The 16,900-nt window shown below is 66.1% G+C and carries 14 protein-coding genes; 10 read left to right on the forward strand and 4 right to left on the reverse strand.

All coding sequences use genetic code 11. From position 1 onward, the window contains the following. Window positions 1-40 precede the first annotated feature (40 nt). The 8 genes from AKJ09_RS50420 (at window position 41) to AKJ09_RS50455 (ending at window position 8,995) form a co-directional block, all read left to right on the forward strand. Window positions 41-1,045, forward strand: coding sequence for a hypothetical protein (locus AKJ09_RS50420; RefSeq protein ID WP_169928654.1), 1,005 nt, complete (start codon window positions 41-43; stop codon window positions 1,043-1,045). Window positions 1,046-1,119: 74 nt separating this feature from the next. After that, window positions 1,120-1,695, forward strand: coding sequence for an RNA polymerase sigma factor (locus AKJ09_RS50425; RefSeq protein ID WP_146655021.1), 576 nt, complete (start codon window positions 1,120-1,122; stop codon window positions 1,693-1,695). Further along, entirely contained in the window at window positions 1,692-2,375 is a 684-nt protein-coding gene (locus AKJ09_RS50430) for a tetratricopeptide repeat protein (protein WP_146655022.1), read from the forward strand. Before AKJ09_RS50425 ends, AKJ09_RS50430 begins: the two co-directional genes overlap by 4 nt. Continuing rightward, the gene (locus AKJ09_RS50435; RefSeq protein WP_146655023.1) at window positions 2,372-3,544 is read left to right on the forward strand and encodes a hypothetical protein; all 1,173 of its coding nucleotides are present in this window, start codon (window positions 2,372-2,374) and stop codon (window positions 3,542-3,544) included. The genes AKJ09_RS50430 and AKJ09_RS50435 overlap by 4 nt, the downstream gene beginning before the upstream one ends. Then, window positions 3,541-4,641 (forward strand): beta propeller repeat protein, encoded by a 1,101-nt coding sequence (locus AKJ09_RS50440; RefSeq protein ID WP_146655024.1) that lies wholly within the window; start codon window positions 3,541-3,543, stop codon window positions 4,639-4,641. Before AKJ09_RS50435 ends, AKJ09_RS50440 begins: the two co-directional genes overlap by 4 nt. After that, window positions 4,638-5,822 (forward strand): hypothetical protein, encoded by a 1,185-nt coding sequence (locus AKJ09_RS50445; protein ID WP_146655025.1) that lies wholly within the window; start codon window positions 4,638-4,640, stop codon window positions 5,820-5,822. Before AKJ09_RS50440 ends, AKJ09_RS50445 begins: the two co-directional genes overlap by 4 nt. Continuing rightward, the gene (locus AKJ09_RS50450; protein WP_146655026.1) at window positions 5,819-7,180 is read left to right on the forward strand and encodes an RCC1 domain-containing protein; all 1,362 of its coding nucleotides are present in this window, start codon (window positions 5,819-5,821) and stop codon (window positions 7,178-7,180) included. Before AKJ09_RS50445 ends, AKJ09_RS50450 begins: the two co-directional genes overlap by 4 nt. Before the next feature lie 12 nt (window positions 7,181-7,192). Then, complete coding sequence (locus tag AKJ09_RS50455; RefSeq protein WP_146655027.1) at window positions 7,193-8,995, forward strand: IgGFc-binding protein; 1,803 nt, start codon at window positions 7,193-7,195, stop codon at window positions 8,993-8,995. A 32-nt stretch (window positions 8,996-9,027) separates the two neighbouring features. On the opposite strand, the gene AKJ09_RS50460 is transcribed toward AKJ09_RS50455, so the two are convergent. Further along, on the reverse strand, window positions 9,028-9,948 hold the full coding sequence (locus tag AKJ09_RS50460) for an MBL fold metallo-hydrolase (protein WP_146655028.1): 921 nt from the start codon (window positions 9,946-9,948) through the stop codon (window positions 9,028-9,030). Window positions 9,949-10,048: 100 nt separating this feature from the next. Between AKJ09_RS50460 and AKJ09_RS50465 the strand changes: the two genes are divergently transcribed. Beyond that, on the forward strand, window positions 10,049-10,981 hold the full coding sequence (locus AKJ09_RS50465) for a LysR family transcriptional regulator (RefSeq protein ID WP_169928655.1): 933 nt from the start codon (window positions 10,049-10,051) through the stop codon (window positions 10,979-10,981). Here the strand turns inward: AKJ09_RS50465 and AKJ09_RS50470 are convergent. Beyond that, window positions 10,974-11,390: an HNH endonuclease gene (locus AKJ09_RS50470; protein ID WP_205634003.1), complete on the reverse strand. Its 417-nt coding sequence runs from the start codon at window positions 11,388-11,390 to the stop codon at window positions 10,974-10,976. The genes AKJ09_RS50465 and AKJ09_RS50470 overlap by 8 nt on opposite strands. An 837-nt stretch (window positions 11,391-12,227) precedes the next feature. Between AKJ09_RS50470 and AKJ09_RS50475 the strand changes: the two genes are divergently transcribed. After that, entirely contained in the window at window positions 12,228-13,682 is a 1,455-nt protein-coding gene (locus AKJ09_RS50475) for a hypothetical protein (protein WP_146655031.1), read from the forward strand. On the opposite strand, the gene AKJ09_RS50480 is transcribed toward AKJ09_RS50475, so the two are convergent. Beyond that, window positions 13,663-15,510 carry a sensor histidine kinase gene (locus AKJ09_RS50480; protein WP_146655032.1) on the reverse strand — a complete coding sequence of 616 codons (1,848 nt, stop codon included), beginning with the start codon at window positions 15,508-15,510 and terminating at the stop codon, window positions 13,663-13,665. The two genes, AKJ09_RS50475 and AKJ09_RS50480, sit on opposite strands and share 20 nt — an antisense overlap. Beyond that, window positions 15,507-16,889: a sigma-54-dependent transcriptional regulator gene (locus AKJ09_RS50485; RefSeq protein WP_146655033.1), complete on the reverse strand. Its 1,383-nt coding sequence runs from the start codon at window positions 16,887-16,889 to the stop codon at window positions 15,507-15,509. Before AKJ09_RS50485 ends, AKJ09_RS50480 begins: the two co-directional genes overlap by 4 nt. Window positions 16,890-16,900: the final 11 nt, after the last annotated feature.

Genomic DNA, 16,900 nt, shown 5'->3' on the forward strand with positions numbered 1-16,900 from the left:
CGCGATGCGGGGCGAACGTCGTTCACGGCAGCGTTGCGTCGTGCTGGCGGTGGGGGCGCTGGTCGGGCTCGCATCGAACCGCGCGTCGGCGCAGGAGCGATCGGAGCTCCGAACACGGATCTCCTTCTCGGCGCCCTCGACGTGTCCGGACGAACAACGGTTCCGCGCGCTCCTCGCGCAGCACTCCGAGGCGATCGTCGATGACGACGCTCCGATTACGCTCCGCATCGAGGTGACGAAAGACGAAAAGGGCCATCGCGGGCGGGTCGCGCTGCTCACCGTCGAGGAGGAAGGCACGCGAGAGGTCGCCGCCAAACGATGCGAGGACGTCGTGCGAGGACTCGCACTGTTCTCGGCCATCGCGCTCGATGCGTACCTCGAACGTCTCGCCGCCGAGGCGCATGCACCGCCCGCTCCCCCTCCCGCCCCGCCGTCGCTGCCCGTCGTGGAGCAAGAACAAGCCTCGCGCGCGGTGACGAGCGACGCGCCGCGCAAACGCATCGCCAGGCCTCCCGCGTCGCGATCGGTCGTCGTCGACGGCGCGGTCGGCTTCGCCCTCGGCGCGCGAAATGCCGCTGGCTCAGGTCTCGTCTACGGGGCGGGGGTGTCCGGCGAATTGGGGATCATGCACCGGTTTCGATCGTCGCTTCGTGCGGGCCTGAATCTCGGGGCGCGCGTGCCGGAGACGCACCGCGAAGGCACGCTCTCCTTCGGCATGGCGTGGCTGCAGATCGACGCCTGCCCGGGATGGGTCGCGTTCGGGCGCACGTTCAGCGCTGCGGTGTGCCCGAGCGCGGAGATCGGTGTGCAACGCGCCGCGCTGGACGACATCGCCATGGGGCGGACAGAGCTCCGGCCATGGCTCTCGCTCGGCGGGGTGGGCCGCATGCGTGCGGCGCTCGGCAATACGGTCGAGCTCGAAGCGTCCGTGGGGCTGGTCGCGCCCGTCCTTCGCTACGATTTCCTCACCATCGGCGGTGAGGTGTTCGCCACGCCGAACCTCGTCCCTACGGCCACCTTCGGCGCCGTTTTGCCGATCTTCTGATCGCGCCGCCCGGAAATCGGGCAAGAGGATGACGATTTCGAAATCGGTTCGGCCTTGGTCGGCAGTCTCCGAGCGTGACGTACCTCGCTCGCACGGCGCTGCCCGTCCCTTCGTTGGAGCTTCGGGTGCACGACGAGCGACTGCGCACCGCCATCTCGGCCCACTACGGGGCCCTTCGTCGTGCCATCCGGCGCGTCGGGGTCCCCGAGTTCGAGGTGGACGACGTCGCCCAGGAGGCGTTTCTCGTCTTCCACCGAAAGGCGCCGTCGATCCACCCGAAGGCCGAACGGACCTTCCTCTACCAGTCCGCGTTTCGCATCGCCCTCTCGCGCCGGCGCGGGTTCGCACGCCGCCGCGAGGAGCTCGAACCTGCGTTCGAGCAGTTCGTCGCGGCGCGCCCGAACCCCGAAGAAGAAATGAGCCAGCAGCAGTCCCTCGAGATCCTCGACGGGATTCTCTCGGCGATGCCGTTGGAGCTCAGCATGATTTTCACTCTCTGCGAAATCGAACAGCTCTCCGTCCCCGACGCCGCCGAGATCCTCGATACCCCGCTCGGCACGGCAACCTCACGCCTCCGCCGCGCGCGCGAGGTCTTCGCCAAGCTCGCTGGGAAGGTGCGCGCGTCGCTCGCGAAAGGAGGCGCACGATGAGCAACGAAGATCGCAGGTTCGTCGAGCAGCTCCTCGACGCTGCGCGGCACGACGAAGCGCCGGACGCGTCCGCGCGCCAGGCGCGGATCCACGAGCACGTGGTCCGTGCGGCTCCCGCGAGCGCTGGGCTCGCTGCGCGCGCGTTTCGTTCGTGGGGTGGCTTCGCCGTGGCGGGGCTCGGTGCGCTGGCGTTCGTCGGCGTCGTGGCCTCGGTGACCTCTCGGTCGGTGAAGCAGCCTCCGGCTCCGGCGATCGCCGCCGCGCCCTCGGTGCCGGTTCCTCCGGCCGCGAGTGCCTCGGTCGAGGTCGTCGCAGACGGCGAGCAAGTGCGTGGAACGTCGGTCTGGGAGCTCCCTTCGGTGCCCGCACCGAAGAAGGCCGTCGCGGCGCAAGGCGAAGATGCCGACCTCCTCGCGCTCGAGCTCGCGGCCCTGGAGGGCGCGCGAAAGAAGCTCCGCGAAGGTGACGCCGCCGGCGCACAGAAGCGCCTCACGGACTTCGACCGTCGCTTTCCGCATCCGCGCGTCGGCGACGAGGCAACGGTCCTTCGCATCGAAGTCCTCTTCGCCCTCGGTCGTGGAGAGGATGCGCGCCGCCTCGGCCAGGCATTCGTCGCGACGCACCCGGACTCGATTTACCGCGCGCGCGTCGCCCAGCTCCTCGGAGATCCCTCGCGATGAATTCCCGCGATGTCCGCGCGCAATGGCGCGCCCACGCCTTCGCCGGCTCGGCTCTGGTGCTGCTCGTCATCTCGTGCGGAGAGCGTCAAAACGTCAGCCTCGAGGATTCGCCTCCCCACGACACCTTCGTTACCCCCGATGCCGGCGACGGCGACGGCGGCGGCGATGCGCCATCGTCCGAGACGCGCATGTGTGCGGTGACGACCTGCACGCTGCCCTGGGCGACGTGTCCCTCGTCGGAGTTTCCTTGCTCCACGAACCTGCTGAACGACGACGACAACTGCGGCGCATGCGGGGTTCGTTGCGGGGGGGTCGAGGTGGACACGAAAAGCAAATGGACGTGCGTCGACGGGCAATGCGCGTTCGGTTGCTACGGAACCGGTTGGCACGATTGTGACAACGATGGGAGCAATGGCTGCGAGACCGATACACTGGGCGATTCGGCCAACTGCGGTCAATGCGGACATCAATGCCCTGATGGATTGGTTTGCGATGGCGGGACGTGCATCAATCCTTGCATGTGGGGTGGGTTCCCGGACTCGTGCGACGGCCTATGCACGGATTTGAGAACGGACGATCAAAACTGCGGAGCATGCGGAAACGCCTGCGATCCTACCGGCCCCGGCAAGCCGGAGCTCCACGGAAGCATGCATTACGGGTGCGTCGACGGACAATGTGGGCGTCCGAAATGCAATGAAGAGTTGGGGCGTGACTGTAATGGAAATCCGGCAGACGGCTGCGAGGTGGAGATTCATACGAACGACAACTGCGGTGGCTGCGGTGACCAATGCTCCGCAGGCAAGGAATGTGGGTTGGATTCGTTCTATCGTTGTCTCTGCGACGACGGCGAAACGTATTGCGGCGGCGGCTATATGCCGTGCAGGCGGCTCGATGACGACCCGCAGAACTGCGGAGGCTGCAATAACCTCTGTCCGGGAAGCTCCCTTCCGCATTTCGAGCCCACCTGTTCATTCGGCACGTGCTCAGGGAAGTGTCTAGACGGTTATGCAGATTGCGATGGTCTTCGCGAAAATGGATGTGAAGTAAACGCGCGGATCGACAATCGGAACTGCGGTGGTTGCGGGCAGGCCTGCGCCATCGGGCAGGTTTGCTCCGAGGGCAAATGCCTAGTGGCTCCTTGCGAAACGGAAGGACCGACGGCCAAATGAACGCGGACTTCAGCATCGAGAGGTGCTTTCGCGGTGCCCTTGCCGTGGCATCGTTCTCGGTCGTGGCTGCCGTCGTAGCCTGCGCGGCATCCGATGCGACGGGCGAGACGATGGGCGACGGCGGGACGATCCTCGACCCGCCGGACTCCGCCAAGGACGGCGCGCTCTCCGACGGCGGCGATGCCGGCGCCGAAGACCTCGGACCATGCGCGACGGACAAAGCTTGTCGGGTTGGGACACCGCTCGCGGTGGGAGCCGTAACCGCGATGGGAGGCCGTTCGCCGAACGACGTCTGGGCGACATGCGCGCGCGGCCTGCTGATGCACTGGAATGGCAAGCAGTGGGCGGCGCTGGAGTCAGGAGTCACCGAAACGATTTCGAGCGTCTTCATGACCGACGACGAGATGTGGGGCGTTTCTGGGACCCTCGTTCTCCGTCGTGGGCTCGATGCAAACAGCGTGCGGAGATTCCGCTCTCCGGTCGACGTTGGAGCCCTGTCCGGGATCGCCGTACTCCCGAGCGGAGACGCGTACGTGAGCCGACCAGCCATGACCACGTCCGTTCTCGGGCGTATTTCGGACTTCGATGCGGGCGCGATCGAGTTCGTGCCGGCCCCCATCTTCCCTGCGACCGGCGAAGTTCAAGCGGTCAACGCGCGCGCAACCTTTCTGGTCCCCGACAAAGCCTTCTGGCTCGTCGGCGATCACGGTTTGGTCACGCGCTATCCGGTGTCGCCTCTTGGCCAGGGAGTCGTCCTCACGGTTCCGTTGCAACCGGACCTGTTCGCTGCGTGGGGGATTGGAGAGGAGCTCTGGGCGGCCGGCAGTGGCGGCGCCATTCTGCATTTCGATGGCTCCGAATGGCATGTCGAGGAGACCGGCACGACGGAGACCTTGAATGCCATCTTTGGATTCGCGCCGGACGACATCTGGTCCGCGGGCAGCGCGGGCATGGTCCTCCACTTCGACGGCAAGAAGTGGTCACGCGTCTCGCTCGGTCAGTATGACGGAGACCTCCGCAGCATCTGGGGGGCGGCATCGGACGATATGTGGATTGGGGGAGAGAGAGCCATGTTCCACTGGGGAGCACTTCCATGAAGCGGCCCGTCATCCCGGCGACCATCGCCCTTCTCGGGCTGGCGGCCCTCGGCGCGTGCGCCACGAACAGCACCGACGCCCCCGTCGAATCCGACGCAGGCAGTGATCGCGTCGACAGCGGCCCTGTTCAGGACGACGCAGGCGTAGCGGATGGTGACGCGGGCCAGTTCGACGCGGACGCGGAACGGCCGCTCGTATGCGGCGATGCAGGTTTCTGCGAGACGAGGCTCCCGCTGTCTGCAGCAGGTCTGTCGCTTTCGTTGCGGCGCGTGTGGGAAGTTGCGTCGAACGACGTCTGGAGCGTGAGCCTCGAGGGCGATGTCCTCCATTACGATGGGACGAGCTGGACGACGACGTATCGTGCGAACCATCCACTCTACGCTCTGTGGGCGTCGCCGACGGATGTCTGGGTGGGTGGTGAGGGTGGGCTCTTGGTCCATCGAGGCTCGGACGGTGTCTTCCGTCGTATCGAAGTCGGACACGTAGAAAACATCGGAGAGATCGCTGGCCCGAACAAGGATGACCTATGGTTCACGGGCCGCGAGGGGGTGCTCGATCACTTTGACGGCGTGACGCTGACGAGTCATCCGATTCCCGTCGAAGGGGTTCGTATCACCACGCTCTTCGCGCGTGCAGGTGTAGGAACCTTCGCGGCCGGCTACGTGCAGGGGCTCCCGCCCACAACCATGTGGGATCCGATCGGGCACGTACCTTACGTCTTCGAACTCTCGCCGGCGAAAATATCGATCTACAACGATTCGATCCAGGCGCTCAAAGGCTTTGTCCCGGTGCGAGCGACCGTGACGGATGATCCCGACGAGGCTCGGCGGATCTTTCTGACGGGCTACTATGCGCTCCAAAACGTACTGCCGCTGGAGTACTGCACGTTCGGGGCAAGCAATACCGCCGTCATGGACGCGCTCGACTATCTCGCTATTCGCATGTCAGACTTTGCTGCGGGCCTACGTCCGTCGATTCCTGTTTTGCCTCTGGGTTCCGGCGACGTCTGGATTCCGTACAAAGTTGGGGTGATCCTCCGCTTCACGGACGGCGCTTTGGAGCGTCGCTCGCTGAGCATGGGTTTTGGATTCGTGCCGCGTCCGATCTTCGACGTGCACGGAGATGCGACCGAGGCTTGGGTCGTCGGTGATGGATACGCATTGAAAGGTCCGGCACGATGAGCGGGAGGCATTCTTCGTTCGCGGCGTTGGGGTTGCTCGCGTGGGTGCCTCTCTGTCCACTTCTTCCTGCCGCCTGCTCGTCGTCCGAGCGTGACGCGGAGCCTCGCGTGAACGCGGTGCCGAACGACGGCGGATCGGGTGACGTTGCGGATGTGGTCGAGGCAGGCGATGACGCGGATGCCGTCACGCCGCAGCCCTATGATTTCGACGTCACTTGCGCGGGCGATCCTTGCGTCACGCACCTGGCCGCGCGAGGTGGCGGACATGCATGCGTCGTCCTGCGGGATGGCTCCGTGCGCTGCTGGGGATCGAACGCCTCTGGGCAGCTCGGAACGGGGGACAACGACGGGGGGACCATGCCTGGATACTCCGGAAACCCGGTTGTGGTGCAAGGCGTTTCGGGCGTGGTGGCCCTCACTGCGACGGGGGACGGTGCGAGAGGGACCACCTGCACCGTGTCCAACGCGAACGACGTGTTTTGCTTCGGTTCGAACCAATGGGGCCAGCTCGGGCTCGCCTCCGGCGCTTCGGAGGGGCCCCAACCGGTTCCGGTTCGTGTCGAGAATCTGCGCGCCAAGAGCGTCATGCTCGCGGGCACGTTCACGCTCGCCGTCACGACGAACGATCGGCTCTGGTCCTGGGGATCGAACGACTTCTTGCAGCTCGCGCGCGCAGCGCTCGACCCGGACGCGGGAACGTCACGGCCACCGGCGCTCGCGGATCGTGTTTCGAGCGCCGTGCACTCCACGGCCGGCACCAACAAGAACGCCTTCGCCGTCACCGACGCTGGGGAAGTCCTCTCGTGGGGCGCCGGGACCGCCGAGCAGCTCGGCCGGACGACCTCGACACCGATCGACGCGGTGCCAAAATCGATTGGAATCGGGAACGTCTCGAGCGTCGTGGCGGGGACGGCGCACGCGTGCGTCCTCGCGCGCGGGGCGATTCGTTGCTGGGGGCGAAACGACCGAGGCCAGTTGGGGACCGGGGTTCGCGCCGACGAGCTTTTTCCGGCAAGCGTCGTCCTCCCGGGTGACGTTCATGCGGTCGCTGTCGCGGCTGGCGGCAACGACACGTGCGCGATTGCCTCCAATGGAGACGTCTATTGCTGGGGCGAAAACGGCAGTGGACAAGTCGGAATTGCCGGAGGACTCGATCAGCTCCTCCCGAGGCGAATCGAGGGCCTCGCGGAGCGAACCGTGGCGATCGCCGTCATGGATCGGGCCGTGTGCGCACTGTCGCGTGAAGGACGCGTGGCGTGCTGGGGCGACAATCTCATGGGGCAGCTCGGGCGAGGGAGCCGCGACGTCGACCTTCACGTCGACGCCGCGCCCGTCGTGTTCGAGTCGTCGGCGCACTGAAGAGAGGATTGCATGCGTAGGCCCATTGTTCAGACTCTGTTCGCGGCTTCGCTCGCTTGGATCGGTTGTTCGTCGGACCGCACCGAATTCGGCAATGACCCAATCGGACTTGGCTCGCCTGATGCAGGAGCGGATGGCGCGGACGCCGCATGCTCCGGCTTCGCATGCTCGCGCGACCTCCGCACCGTTCTCGACTGCAACGGGAACGTGGTCCAGGAGTGTCCTGCCGACCAAGCATGCGGAAACGGCCGGTGCCTCGACCCATGCAGCGCGGCCGCCCTCAACGAAGGTTCGGTCGGGTGCTCGTTCACGGTGCCCGCGACGAACACCGATCTGTACGCGCGCGGGAGCTGTCTTGCCGTCTTCGTCGCGAACAACTGGACCTCTCCCGCGACGTTGAGCTTCGAGTACAAGGGAGAGAACAAACCGTTGGACGGCGCCGTCTGGGTGCCCACGGTCGAAAGCGGCGTCGTGAAGCACACGAGGCTCGACGGGCCAATTCCGCCCGGCGGCAGCGCCGTCGTCTTCGTGTCGGCCGAAGACACCGGGACCCCAGAACAGTCGATTGGCTGTCCGACGGGTGTCAAACCCGTCTTCGACAAGGACCACGCAGTGTACGGCACGGGCATTGGCAATGCGTCCTTCGTTACTGCGGACGTTCCTGTCTCGATGTACTCGATGTTCCCGTATGGCGGAGCGAAGGGCTATTACCCGAGCGCGATGCTTCTCTTTCCGACGACGTCGTTTCGAAAGAACTACGTCCTCGTGAGCGCGTGGGGCGGCATTTCGGATCGCTTTGGCAGGGGGCTCTTCCCGAACTCGATGCCCTCCATGACGCAGCCGGGCCGTCCTACGATTCAGATCGTCGCGGTCGAAGACGATACGTCGATCGACTTCTTGCCAAAGGTCGACCTCATCGGCGGCCGCGACATCGCGCCAGCCGCGCGGAACGAGGTCACGAACTACAAGTTGCAGCGAGGACAGGTCCTGCAGCTGACGCAGGACAACGAGCTCGCGGGATCGGTGATCGACACCACGAAACCCGTGGGCGTTTTCGGTGGCAATTCGGTCATGAATGTCCCTTCGGATGTCGGATTCGCTGACATCGACAACAGCCAGATCCCGCCGGTATCGGCGTGGGGACACGAATACGCCGTGCTGCCTGCGCCGAACCGTTCGGCCGTGGTCTCGCGCGGCGTGGAAAAGGAGCGAGATCCGAGCGTCGTTCGCCTCGTTGGCGCCGCCGGCGGCACGGAGCTCGTCTACGAGCCCGCGCAGCCCGCAGGCGCGCCAAGCACGCTCGACGCAGGGCAGCTCGCCGCCTTCTTCGCGGAGCGCCCGTTCGTCGTGCGGAGTCAGGATCGCGATCATCCGTTCTACGCAGCCATCGTGATGACAGGGGCCGGGGCATCGGCGACGGGGCTCGGTGATCCCGAGGTCGCGATGGTGGTGCCGACCGACCAGTGGCTCGATACCTACGGGTTCTTCTCGGATTACTCGTACCCGTACAGCTCCGTCTTCGTGACCCGGCGCAAGACCGGCGGTACGTTTCGCGACGTCACGCTCGACTGCGCGGGGCCGCTGACGGGGTGGACCCCGATCACGTCGGACTTCGAGTGGACCTTCGTGGAGCTCACGCACGCCGGTGATGCGCAAACGTATCCCGCCGGGACCTGCACCGACGGCGCGCATCGCATGAAGAGCGACGGTCCCTTCGCAATGACCGTGTGGGGCTTCGGGCAAGCCGCGAGCTACGCGTACCCCGGCGGAGCAGGCCTTCGGCCGACGAGCCAGGTGCACGTGCCCGTCCGCTGATCGGCTCACGCCTTCTTCGCGGCTACGGCCGTCTAATTCTTCATCAGCGCGTCGTAGGCCATCACGTCGCCCTCCGTCGGCACGACGATGCTTCCCTTCAAGTGCTCGCTGGCGACGTACTTTCTGAGCCCGTCCTTCGTCAATTGGCAATGGTTGATCGCGTCCATGTGGACGGCGACCACCTTCGACCGAGGCAGGAGCTGCGTCATCTCCTTCAGCTCACCCACCGTCAGGGTCATTGGAGTTCCAGGCGTCAGCACCGGATTCTCCTTGGTGAATTGACACTCCCCCGTGTTCGCCACGATGACGTTCGGTCGTACGCTGGTCAGGGCAGCCCGCAGTCGATCGTCCAGAATGGCGTCTCCAGTAAAGAAGAGTGCCTCCTTCTTCGTTTGCAAGGAATACGAAGAAGATTCTCCAAAGGGCGGCGCGCCAACGGCTCCCTCGTGATGCCTCGCCAAAAGCCTGGAGATGGTGATCCCTTTCCAGGTGAACGTGCGGTCGATCACCTGCAGATTCGAGAATCCCTTCTCCCTCAGTCTCGCCTCGTCGTAGGGCTGGCAGAAGATCAGCGTGTCGCGCGGGACGATGCGTTCGGCTTCGAGGTCGAAATGATCGGGGTGATAGTGCGTGATGAGGATTGCATCCGCACTCTCGAGCAATTGCTTCTTGTCGACGGGGAGTTCAATCGTCGGATTCTTGTTCGTGTTCGAGAAATCGATGGGCGGCTCCGTGCCTTTGTCCGCCAGGATCGGGTCGACGAGAATCGTGACGCTCTTGCGATCCAGGTTCTTGTACTTGATCGCCACCGTGGCGCTTCGGATGAATTGGATCTCCACCGCGCTCGCGGTTTCGGCGGCGCTCTTCGGTGATGGCCCCGTCGCTGCGCAGCCCAGAAGAGCGAGCGCGCCGAAGGGGAGCATTCGTAACCAACGTCGTTCGTTCTCGTTCATGATGCCTCACCCCCGCCGGTTGTCCCGCCGAGCACATTGGCGGTCGTGGCTCGATGGGGCAACGCCTGCTAATTGGACGCACTGTCCATTGGGAGGCACAATGAAGATCTCCGACCTCGGCCCTCTCCTGACGTTCGCGAAGGTCGTCGAGCTGAAGAGCTTCCGCGCGGCCGCGGAGGCACTGGGCGCGCCCAGGTCCACCGTCAGTCACAAGGTTGCGCAGCTGGAGGATCGCCTGGGGATCCGCCTGATCGAGCGCACCACCCGCACGCTGAGACTGACCGAGGCCGGAAGCGCCTACCACCGTCAGATCGCACCGGCGCTCGAAGCACTCGAGGATGCCGATCGCGCCGTCGTCGACCTTCACACGGCTCCAAGAGGCGTCCTCCGGATCACCGCGCCGGCCGAATTCGGCCAGTTGGCGGTCGGCGAAGTCGTGGCCGAGTACATGCGCCGCCACCCGTCGGTCGATGTGCATGTCGAGCTCACCGATCGAGTCGTCGATCTCGTCGAGGAGGGCTTCGATCTGGCGCTACGCCGTGGCCCGCTGGAGAACTCGACGCTGGTCGCACGGAAGCTCGGCCGTCCTGGACACATGCGCGTCTACGCGAGTCGCGACTACTTACGCCGCCGCGGAGAGCCCCGCCACCCCGAGGATTTGGCTCACCACGACTGCCTCGTCATGACGAGCCTGCGTCAGCCCGTGATCTGGAAGTTCCGACAAGGACGCAAGCGCATCGCCGTCGAGGTCCGCCCTCACGCGGGGGTCAACAGCTTCACCCTCCTCTGCGAGCTCGCCGTCGCCGGCCACGGCGTCGCGCGCCTCCCCGAGTTCCTCGGTGAACGCGCCCTCCCCGCAGGAACACTCCGCACCGTTCTCGACGCCTTCGTCGAGCCTCCCTACGAATGGCACGCCGTCTACCCGAGCGCGCGCCACGTATCCCCCAAGGTCCGTGCACTCATCCAGGTCTTCTCGGAGCTCTCCGCCGCCGCCCACTGGGGCCAAACGAAGAAGCGTCGCGGCGCTAGTTGAGTGTGAGCAGCGCGGCGCGCACGAGTTTCCGCGCGTCGTCGTCTCGCGCTTGCTCGGACGCGACGTGGTTCGCCTCGAGAGCAGGTCCACGGATGGCCGCCGACGACGCCATGGCGGCGGCTGCCCTCGCGCCTTCGCACTTGCGTTGGGAGAAGTCGGGCGGTCCGGCGGATGGTGCTCCGCGATCCGACCTTCGCGAAGAACGCTCTCGGTAGGTCCGGATCCGCTCTTCGACGTGGGCGCGACCGAACACGCGCTCCGCAGCGTCACGGTTGTGCGCTCGGCAACGGACGCGGAGGTTCTCGGCGTCGCCGCTGCCGCCCAGTGCCCGAGGGGTCACGTGGTCGATTTCGAGAAAGGAGCGCGCGGGACACCGTTCGCCGTTCTCGCCGACGAACGAACATTGCATACCGTCACGTTCGAACACTTCCCGTCGGGCCGCACGCGTCACGTACCCGTGCTTCGCCGACGGCTTGGTTCGGCGCGCTCGCGATAAACAAACATCCGCAAGCCATTCAATCAGATCAATTACCAACAAACACATCTGACAATACTGCACAATACGACAACCGTTTCATCGCCCTTTGGCTCCAACGCTTCTTCCTGTCTCCCCCGCTTGAAACCACGCTTCCCTCGCGCCGTGAAGCTCAAGACGGCACCGACGACCGGTCAAAGCGCTCGCCGCAAATGAACGGCATTGCGCCTTATCGACAATGCCGTTCGGATAGAGAAACCGGGAACAGAGCTGCTCTGAAACCACGCGCGTCGTTGGAAGCCGGTTCGTGGAGTGCCGGTCGATGGGAGGGAATCGCACAGGAAGGGCGTAAGGGCGGAAGACTCGAGGAGGGCACGGAGCAGAGCATCGCCGCACTGCGGACTCATCGAAGTGCATCGATGTCGCGACCCAGGACTCCCGGAGTCGGCGCACGAGGCCGTACTGCGAACGGCATCGCGACGGCTCCCCTCCCTCCCCCCCTTCCGTTCTTCTGCCCTTCCTGTGCCATCTCAACTCCACAGGCGAAGCAACGACCTGACAGCGCGGCTAGCCCATCGAAGCGGATGTCCGAATCACCAATCCCGGGCGGGTTGCAGGAGCGCCTTCGCCGACGCCCGACCAAGCAGGATGCATGACGGCGACCGGCCCCCCAAGGCGTCTTGCAGCAACGCCGAAGCGCGCCAACACGATGATCGTTGAGGTGTCGGCGTCGTGAGGTGCTTGGCACGAGGATGGCAGCGCGAAGCGAGCATGATGGCCCGCAGCGCAGAATCATTCGACGAAGCCGTCCTTCTCGAGCGCGATGCATCGCAGTTCGAAGTCGCCGTGCACGACGCTTCGCGACTCGCGTGGCATGTCGTCGTGCCGCTCCCGCCGTCGGGGCGAGCCGCGTATTCGTTCGAGCTCGAGCTCGAGGTGCCGGCGGATGTCGTCGGCCCGCTCGAGCCGTGGAGCGCGCTGCAGTCGTACGCGCGGCTCGATGGCGCCGCCGACGAGGCGCCGGCTCGTGAGCACTCGGTCGAGACCTTTCGGCGCGCGGTCGTCCTCGTGTCTTCGCGACTCGCTCGCGCGCGGGACGGCTTCGTGCGGCACTGCACGCTTATCCGTTCTTCGTCGACCGCCGCTGAGAGTCACTGGCGCCCGCTGCTTCTGTGGGTCGAAGCGGCGACGACCGAGCTCGCGAGGGCCAGGTCTGGGCTCTTGCGCGCAGGAGAGAGTGAACGCGCACCGGCAGACGAGTTTCTCAGCGGCCAGCTATGGACGGTGCTGACGGACTGCGGCCGCGCGCTGTTCGATACCCGTCGGGCGCTGGAGGAGCGCGATCTCTCCGACATGAGCCCGATCGACTCCGTCGAGGCGGCGCTCGCCGAAGCACTTCGGAGTGAAATCGCGTACCGACACGAATCGCGCTTCGAGCTCGCCGAGCCCCTCTCCACCGCACAACTCGAGCGCCTGCTCGCACGGATGCGGACTCTGAAGAAGCACTTCGAGCAGGTGCTCTTCCTCGACGCCGAGAGCTATCAGGTCGTGAGCCGGCTCTCTGGCTGGTTCTCTGCGTTCACGGCGATGCTCGCGTATCTCTGGTTCGGTGTCGTGCAGTTCGCGCTCGAACGCCACCCAACGACGCTCGGCTCCGGCGTGATCGCCATCGCGATCGCAACAGCCATCGCCTACGCATCGCGCGAGCGATTGAAGGAGGTCGCGCGAAACTGGCTCTCGGGGCGCATCCAGCGCATGTACGCGCAGCGAGTGGCGCGCTACAGGCTCCCGTCGAAGGAGCGCCCGCGCTCGGCGTCGCTCGTCGTATCGGCGCGTGAGTCCTTCTCCCAAAGCAGCACGCACGCCTCCCCTAGCGTTCGTTCGGAATCGGGCGGGGTGCGCGACGCCACGTTGCTGCGGTTCGTCCATCGCGGCGTCGTGACGAGGCCCGGTGCCTTGCCCGCGCTCGGCACGCAGCAAGTTCGCTTCATCTATCGTCTGGACCTCTCGCCGCTGTTCGCGCGCCTTCACGACGCGGTGCGGGGGTTCGCGTCTCTCGACCCTCGGGGACGCATCACCATCGTCGACGTTCCCCGAAACTACGAGCTCCCCGTGGCTGCAACCGTCCGCTGGCCGGGTGGCTCGCAGCGCGTGCAGCATTCATTGATCCTGAACAAGAACGGCCTCGTCCGCGTCGAGGACGCGATCAACGCGGGAGCTGCATGACAAGCCGCGCGCCGCCACCTTCCCGCTCTTCGTAGCGAAGGGTGCCGCCGTGCGCCTCGACGATCTCGCGCGCGATGTAGAGGCCGATCCCCGAGCCGCGGAGGCCCGCGTCGCCCGCGCGATGATGTTCGACCCGGAAGAACTTCTCGAAGATGCGCTCTCGAAACTCCGCCGGAACGCCCGGTCCGGAGTCCTCGACGGCGACCACGATCCGATCGGCAACCTCGTCGACGCCCAGCCTGATCGTCCCGCCGGCCGGCGTGTACTTCATGGCGTTGGCGAGGAGGTTCGCGAGGACCACGTGAAGGCGTGCCGCGTCCCCACGAATCGTGAGGCCTGTGCGCTCGGCGCCGTCGACCACGAGTTCGATCCCCGACTCCTTGCAGGACGTTTGCACGGCCGAAGCCTCTCGCGCGACGAGCGCCGCGACGTCGACGCGATCCCAATTGAGCCTGAGCTGGCCCGCTTCGATGCGCGTGAGGTCGAGGAACTCGTCGATGGTTCCGGCGAGCTGCTCGACCCCGAGCAGCGCCGTGTGCACGAGCTCGCGGTCCCTGTCGGTCAGGGAAAGCGCGCGCTCGTTCAGCATCAGAAGGGTCATGCGGAAGGTCGTGAGCGGCGTGCGGAGCTCGTGCGAGGCGACGGCGATCAGCTCCGTTCGCATCTCGTCGAGGCGCGCGAGCTCGGTCACGTCGGAGAGGATCAGAACGGCGCCCCGCTGCCCGTCGGGCAAACCCGTGATCGGCACCACGCGAGGGAGCAGTTTGCGCTTCGAGCCTCCCACGTCGATCGCGACGGCGTTGGTCAGGTCCACCGCCCCGGCCGCCCCGGCCTTGCGACCGTCGAGAACGTCTCTCAACAGTGCACGCGTCCTGTCCGCGATGGGCAGCGCATCGAGGCCCTTCGAAAGCTGCCCCGCCTCGACGCGGAGGACGGAGCTGGCCGTCGGGTTTGCCGACGCGACCGTGCCGTCCGGCCCCACCACGACGACCGCATCGGGGAGCGCGGCCAGGGTCGCCTCGAGCGTCTCCTTCGCGCGAAGCACCTCGCCGACGTTGGCCTTCCGAAAGGCGCCCAGATCCTCCGCCATCCGATTGAATCCGCCAGCGAGCCTTCCTAGCTCGTCGGCTCCGTCACTCGGCACGCGTCGATCGAAGTCACCGCGGCGCATCGCTTCGACGGCCCCGGTGAGGTTTCGGATGGGCACCACCACGGTGCGCGCCACGTAGGATGCGACGAGCACGGAGAACGCGAGGGCCGCGAGCGTTACCCCGAAGAGGACCTCGGTCGACCGTACCGCGCGGTCCCGGGCCCAGGTCGCGACACTCTGCGCGGATCGGAAGTGCTCATCGCGGATGCGTGCCGTCTCGCCGACCGCGCGACGAAGGAGCGGATTGACCTCCTCGTGATAACGGAGGCGTGCCTCCGGATCACGAGCGTGCGCGACGAGCGCGTCCCCCGCTCGGTGGTACGCATCGACGTCGCGTTTGACGGCGGCGTACGTCTCCGGCTCGCCTGGTTCCGTGAGCACGTCCCCCAGGCGCGCCAGGGCGTCCGCGACCGCCTTGCGCGTAGCCTCGAGCGAGCGCCGACCGCGGGCCTCGTCGGTCAGGGTGAGGAGGAGCGCATCGTCCTCGCGCTCGAGCGCCGTCGCGAGCGAAGCCGTCGCCGCGGTGGTCTGCTCGCTATCGTGGAGCGTCGCATCGACGACGCGGCTCATGTCATGGAACGCAAGGACGCTCCAGGCGCTGGAGACGGCCGTCGCGCAAACGAGCAAGGCACCAGCAATGAGAAACTTCGCGCGGATGCCGAGAGCCGATCGCGTCATGCGAGCCCGTAGCGCTTACGCTTCCGCTGGAGTGTCGTGCTGTCGATGCCGAGCAGCTTGGCGGCGGCCTCGAGCGTCGTCGAACGCGCGATCACGCGAGCGATGTGCTCGCGCTCGAGCGCATCGAGCGAAACGTCCCCGCCGATGGTGATCTCCGCGGGCGACGTCGTTCCCGCCGATGCTCCCTCCGTGATGGCCGGCACGCCAAGGTCCTCCGGCTCGATCGAGGGTCCGGGGCTCAGGATGACGCCACGCTCGATCGCGTTGCGTAGCTCGCGGAGATTGCCCGGCCAGCCGTAGCCTCGGATGGCACGTTCCGCCCCGCTCGAGAGCAAGAGGTCCGAGCGGTTTTGGCGGACCTTCGCACGCGCCAGGTAGTGTGCGCTCAGCGCAGACAGATCCTCTCGGCGCTCGCGGAGCGGCGTCATGACCAAGCTCAGGACGTTCAGTCGAAAGAGCAGATCCTCTCGAAAACGACCTGCCTTCACGTCGTCTTCCAACCCCCGGTTGGTCGCAGCCACGAGTCGTACGTCGGCGTGCCGCTCCTTGGCCTCGCCCACGCGCTCGTAGGTGCGATCGTTCAAAAACCGGAGTAGCCCCGCCTGCGCTTCGAGCGTGAGATCGCCGACTTCATCGAGGAAGAGCACGCCCCCTTCCGCCTCCTGCACCTTGCCGGCAGCATCGTTCGTGGCGCCGGTGAACGCTCCGCGCTTGTGGCCGAACAGGGTGCTCGTCATGAGCTCGCGCGAGAGTGATGGACAGTTCACGGAGACGAAGGGCCCCGAAGCGCGAGGCCCGTGCTGCCAGAGCCATCGCGCCATGACGTTCTTGCCGGTTCCGCTCTCCCCGCGCAGAAGCACCGGGACATCGGCGGCGGCAACGCGCGCCGCCTGCTTCATCACGTTCCAGAACGTCGGACTCTCGGTCTCGAAGAAGTCGTCGTCGGCGCCGGCTTCCCGCAGCCGAACCTCGGCATCGCGCAGTTGGCGTTCGAGTTGCTGGCCCTCGAGCGCACGCCGCACGGCAAGACGCACTTGCTCCGGGGTGAAGGGCTTCGGCAGGTAGTCTTTCGCGCCGCGCTTCATGGCGTCGACGGCGCTGTCGAACGTCGCGAAAGCCGTGATCACGATGATCGCCGCCCCTGGCTGACGGCGCAGCATGTCGGGGATGGCATCCAGGCCGGATTCGCTCCCCAGCCACAGGTCGAGGAGGATGACGTCGAAGCGGCCGCGTTCGAGCGCCTCGAGCGCAGCCAAACTCGCGCCGACCCCCAGAACGCGACCACCGTCCGCCTCCAAGCAGAGGCGGAGCGACTGCCGGACGCCGGGATCGTCGTCGACGACCAGCGCAGAGAACGAGGCGTGCTGAGGCGTCTCCATGGTGCGCGAAG

Source organism: Labilithrix luteola (assembly GCF_001263205.1).
GTDB classification, from domain to species: domain Bacteria; phylum Myxococcota_A; class Polyangia; order Polyangiales; family Polyangiaceae; genus Labilithrix; species Labilithrix luteola.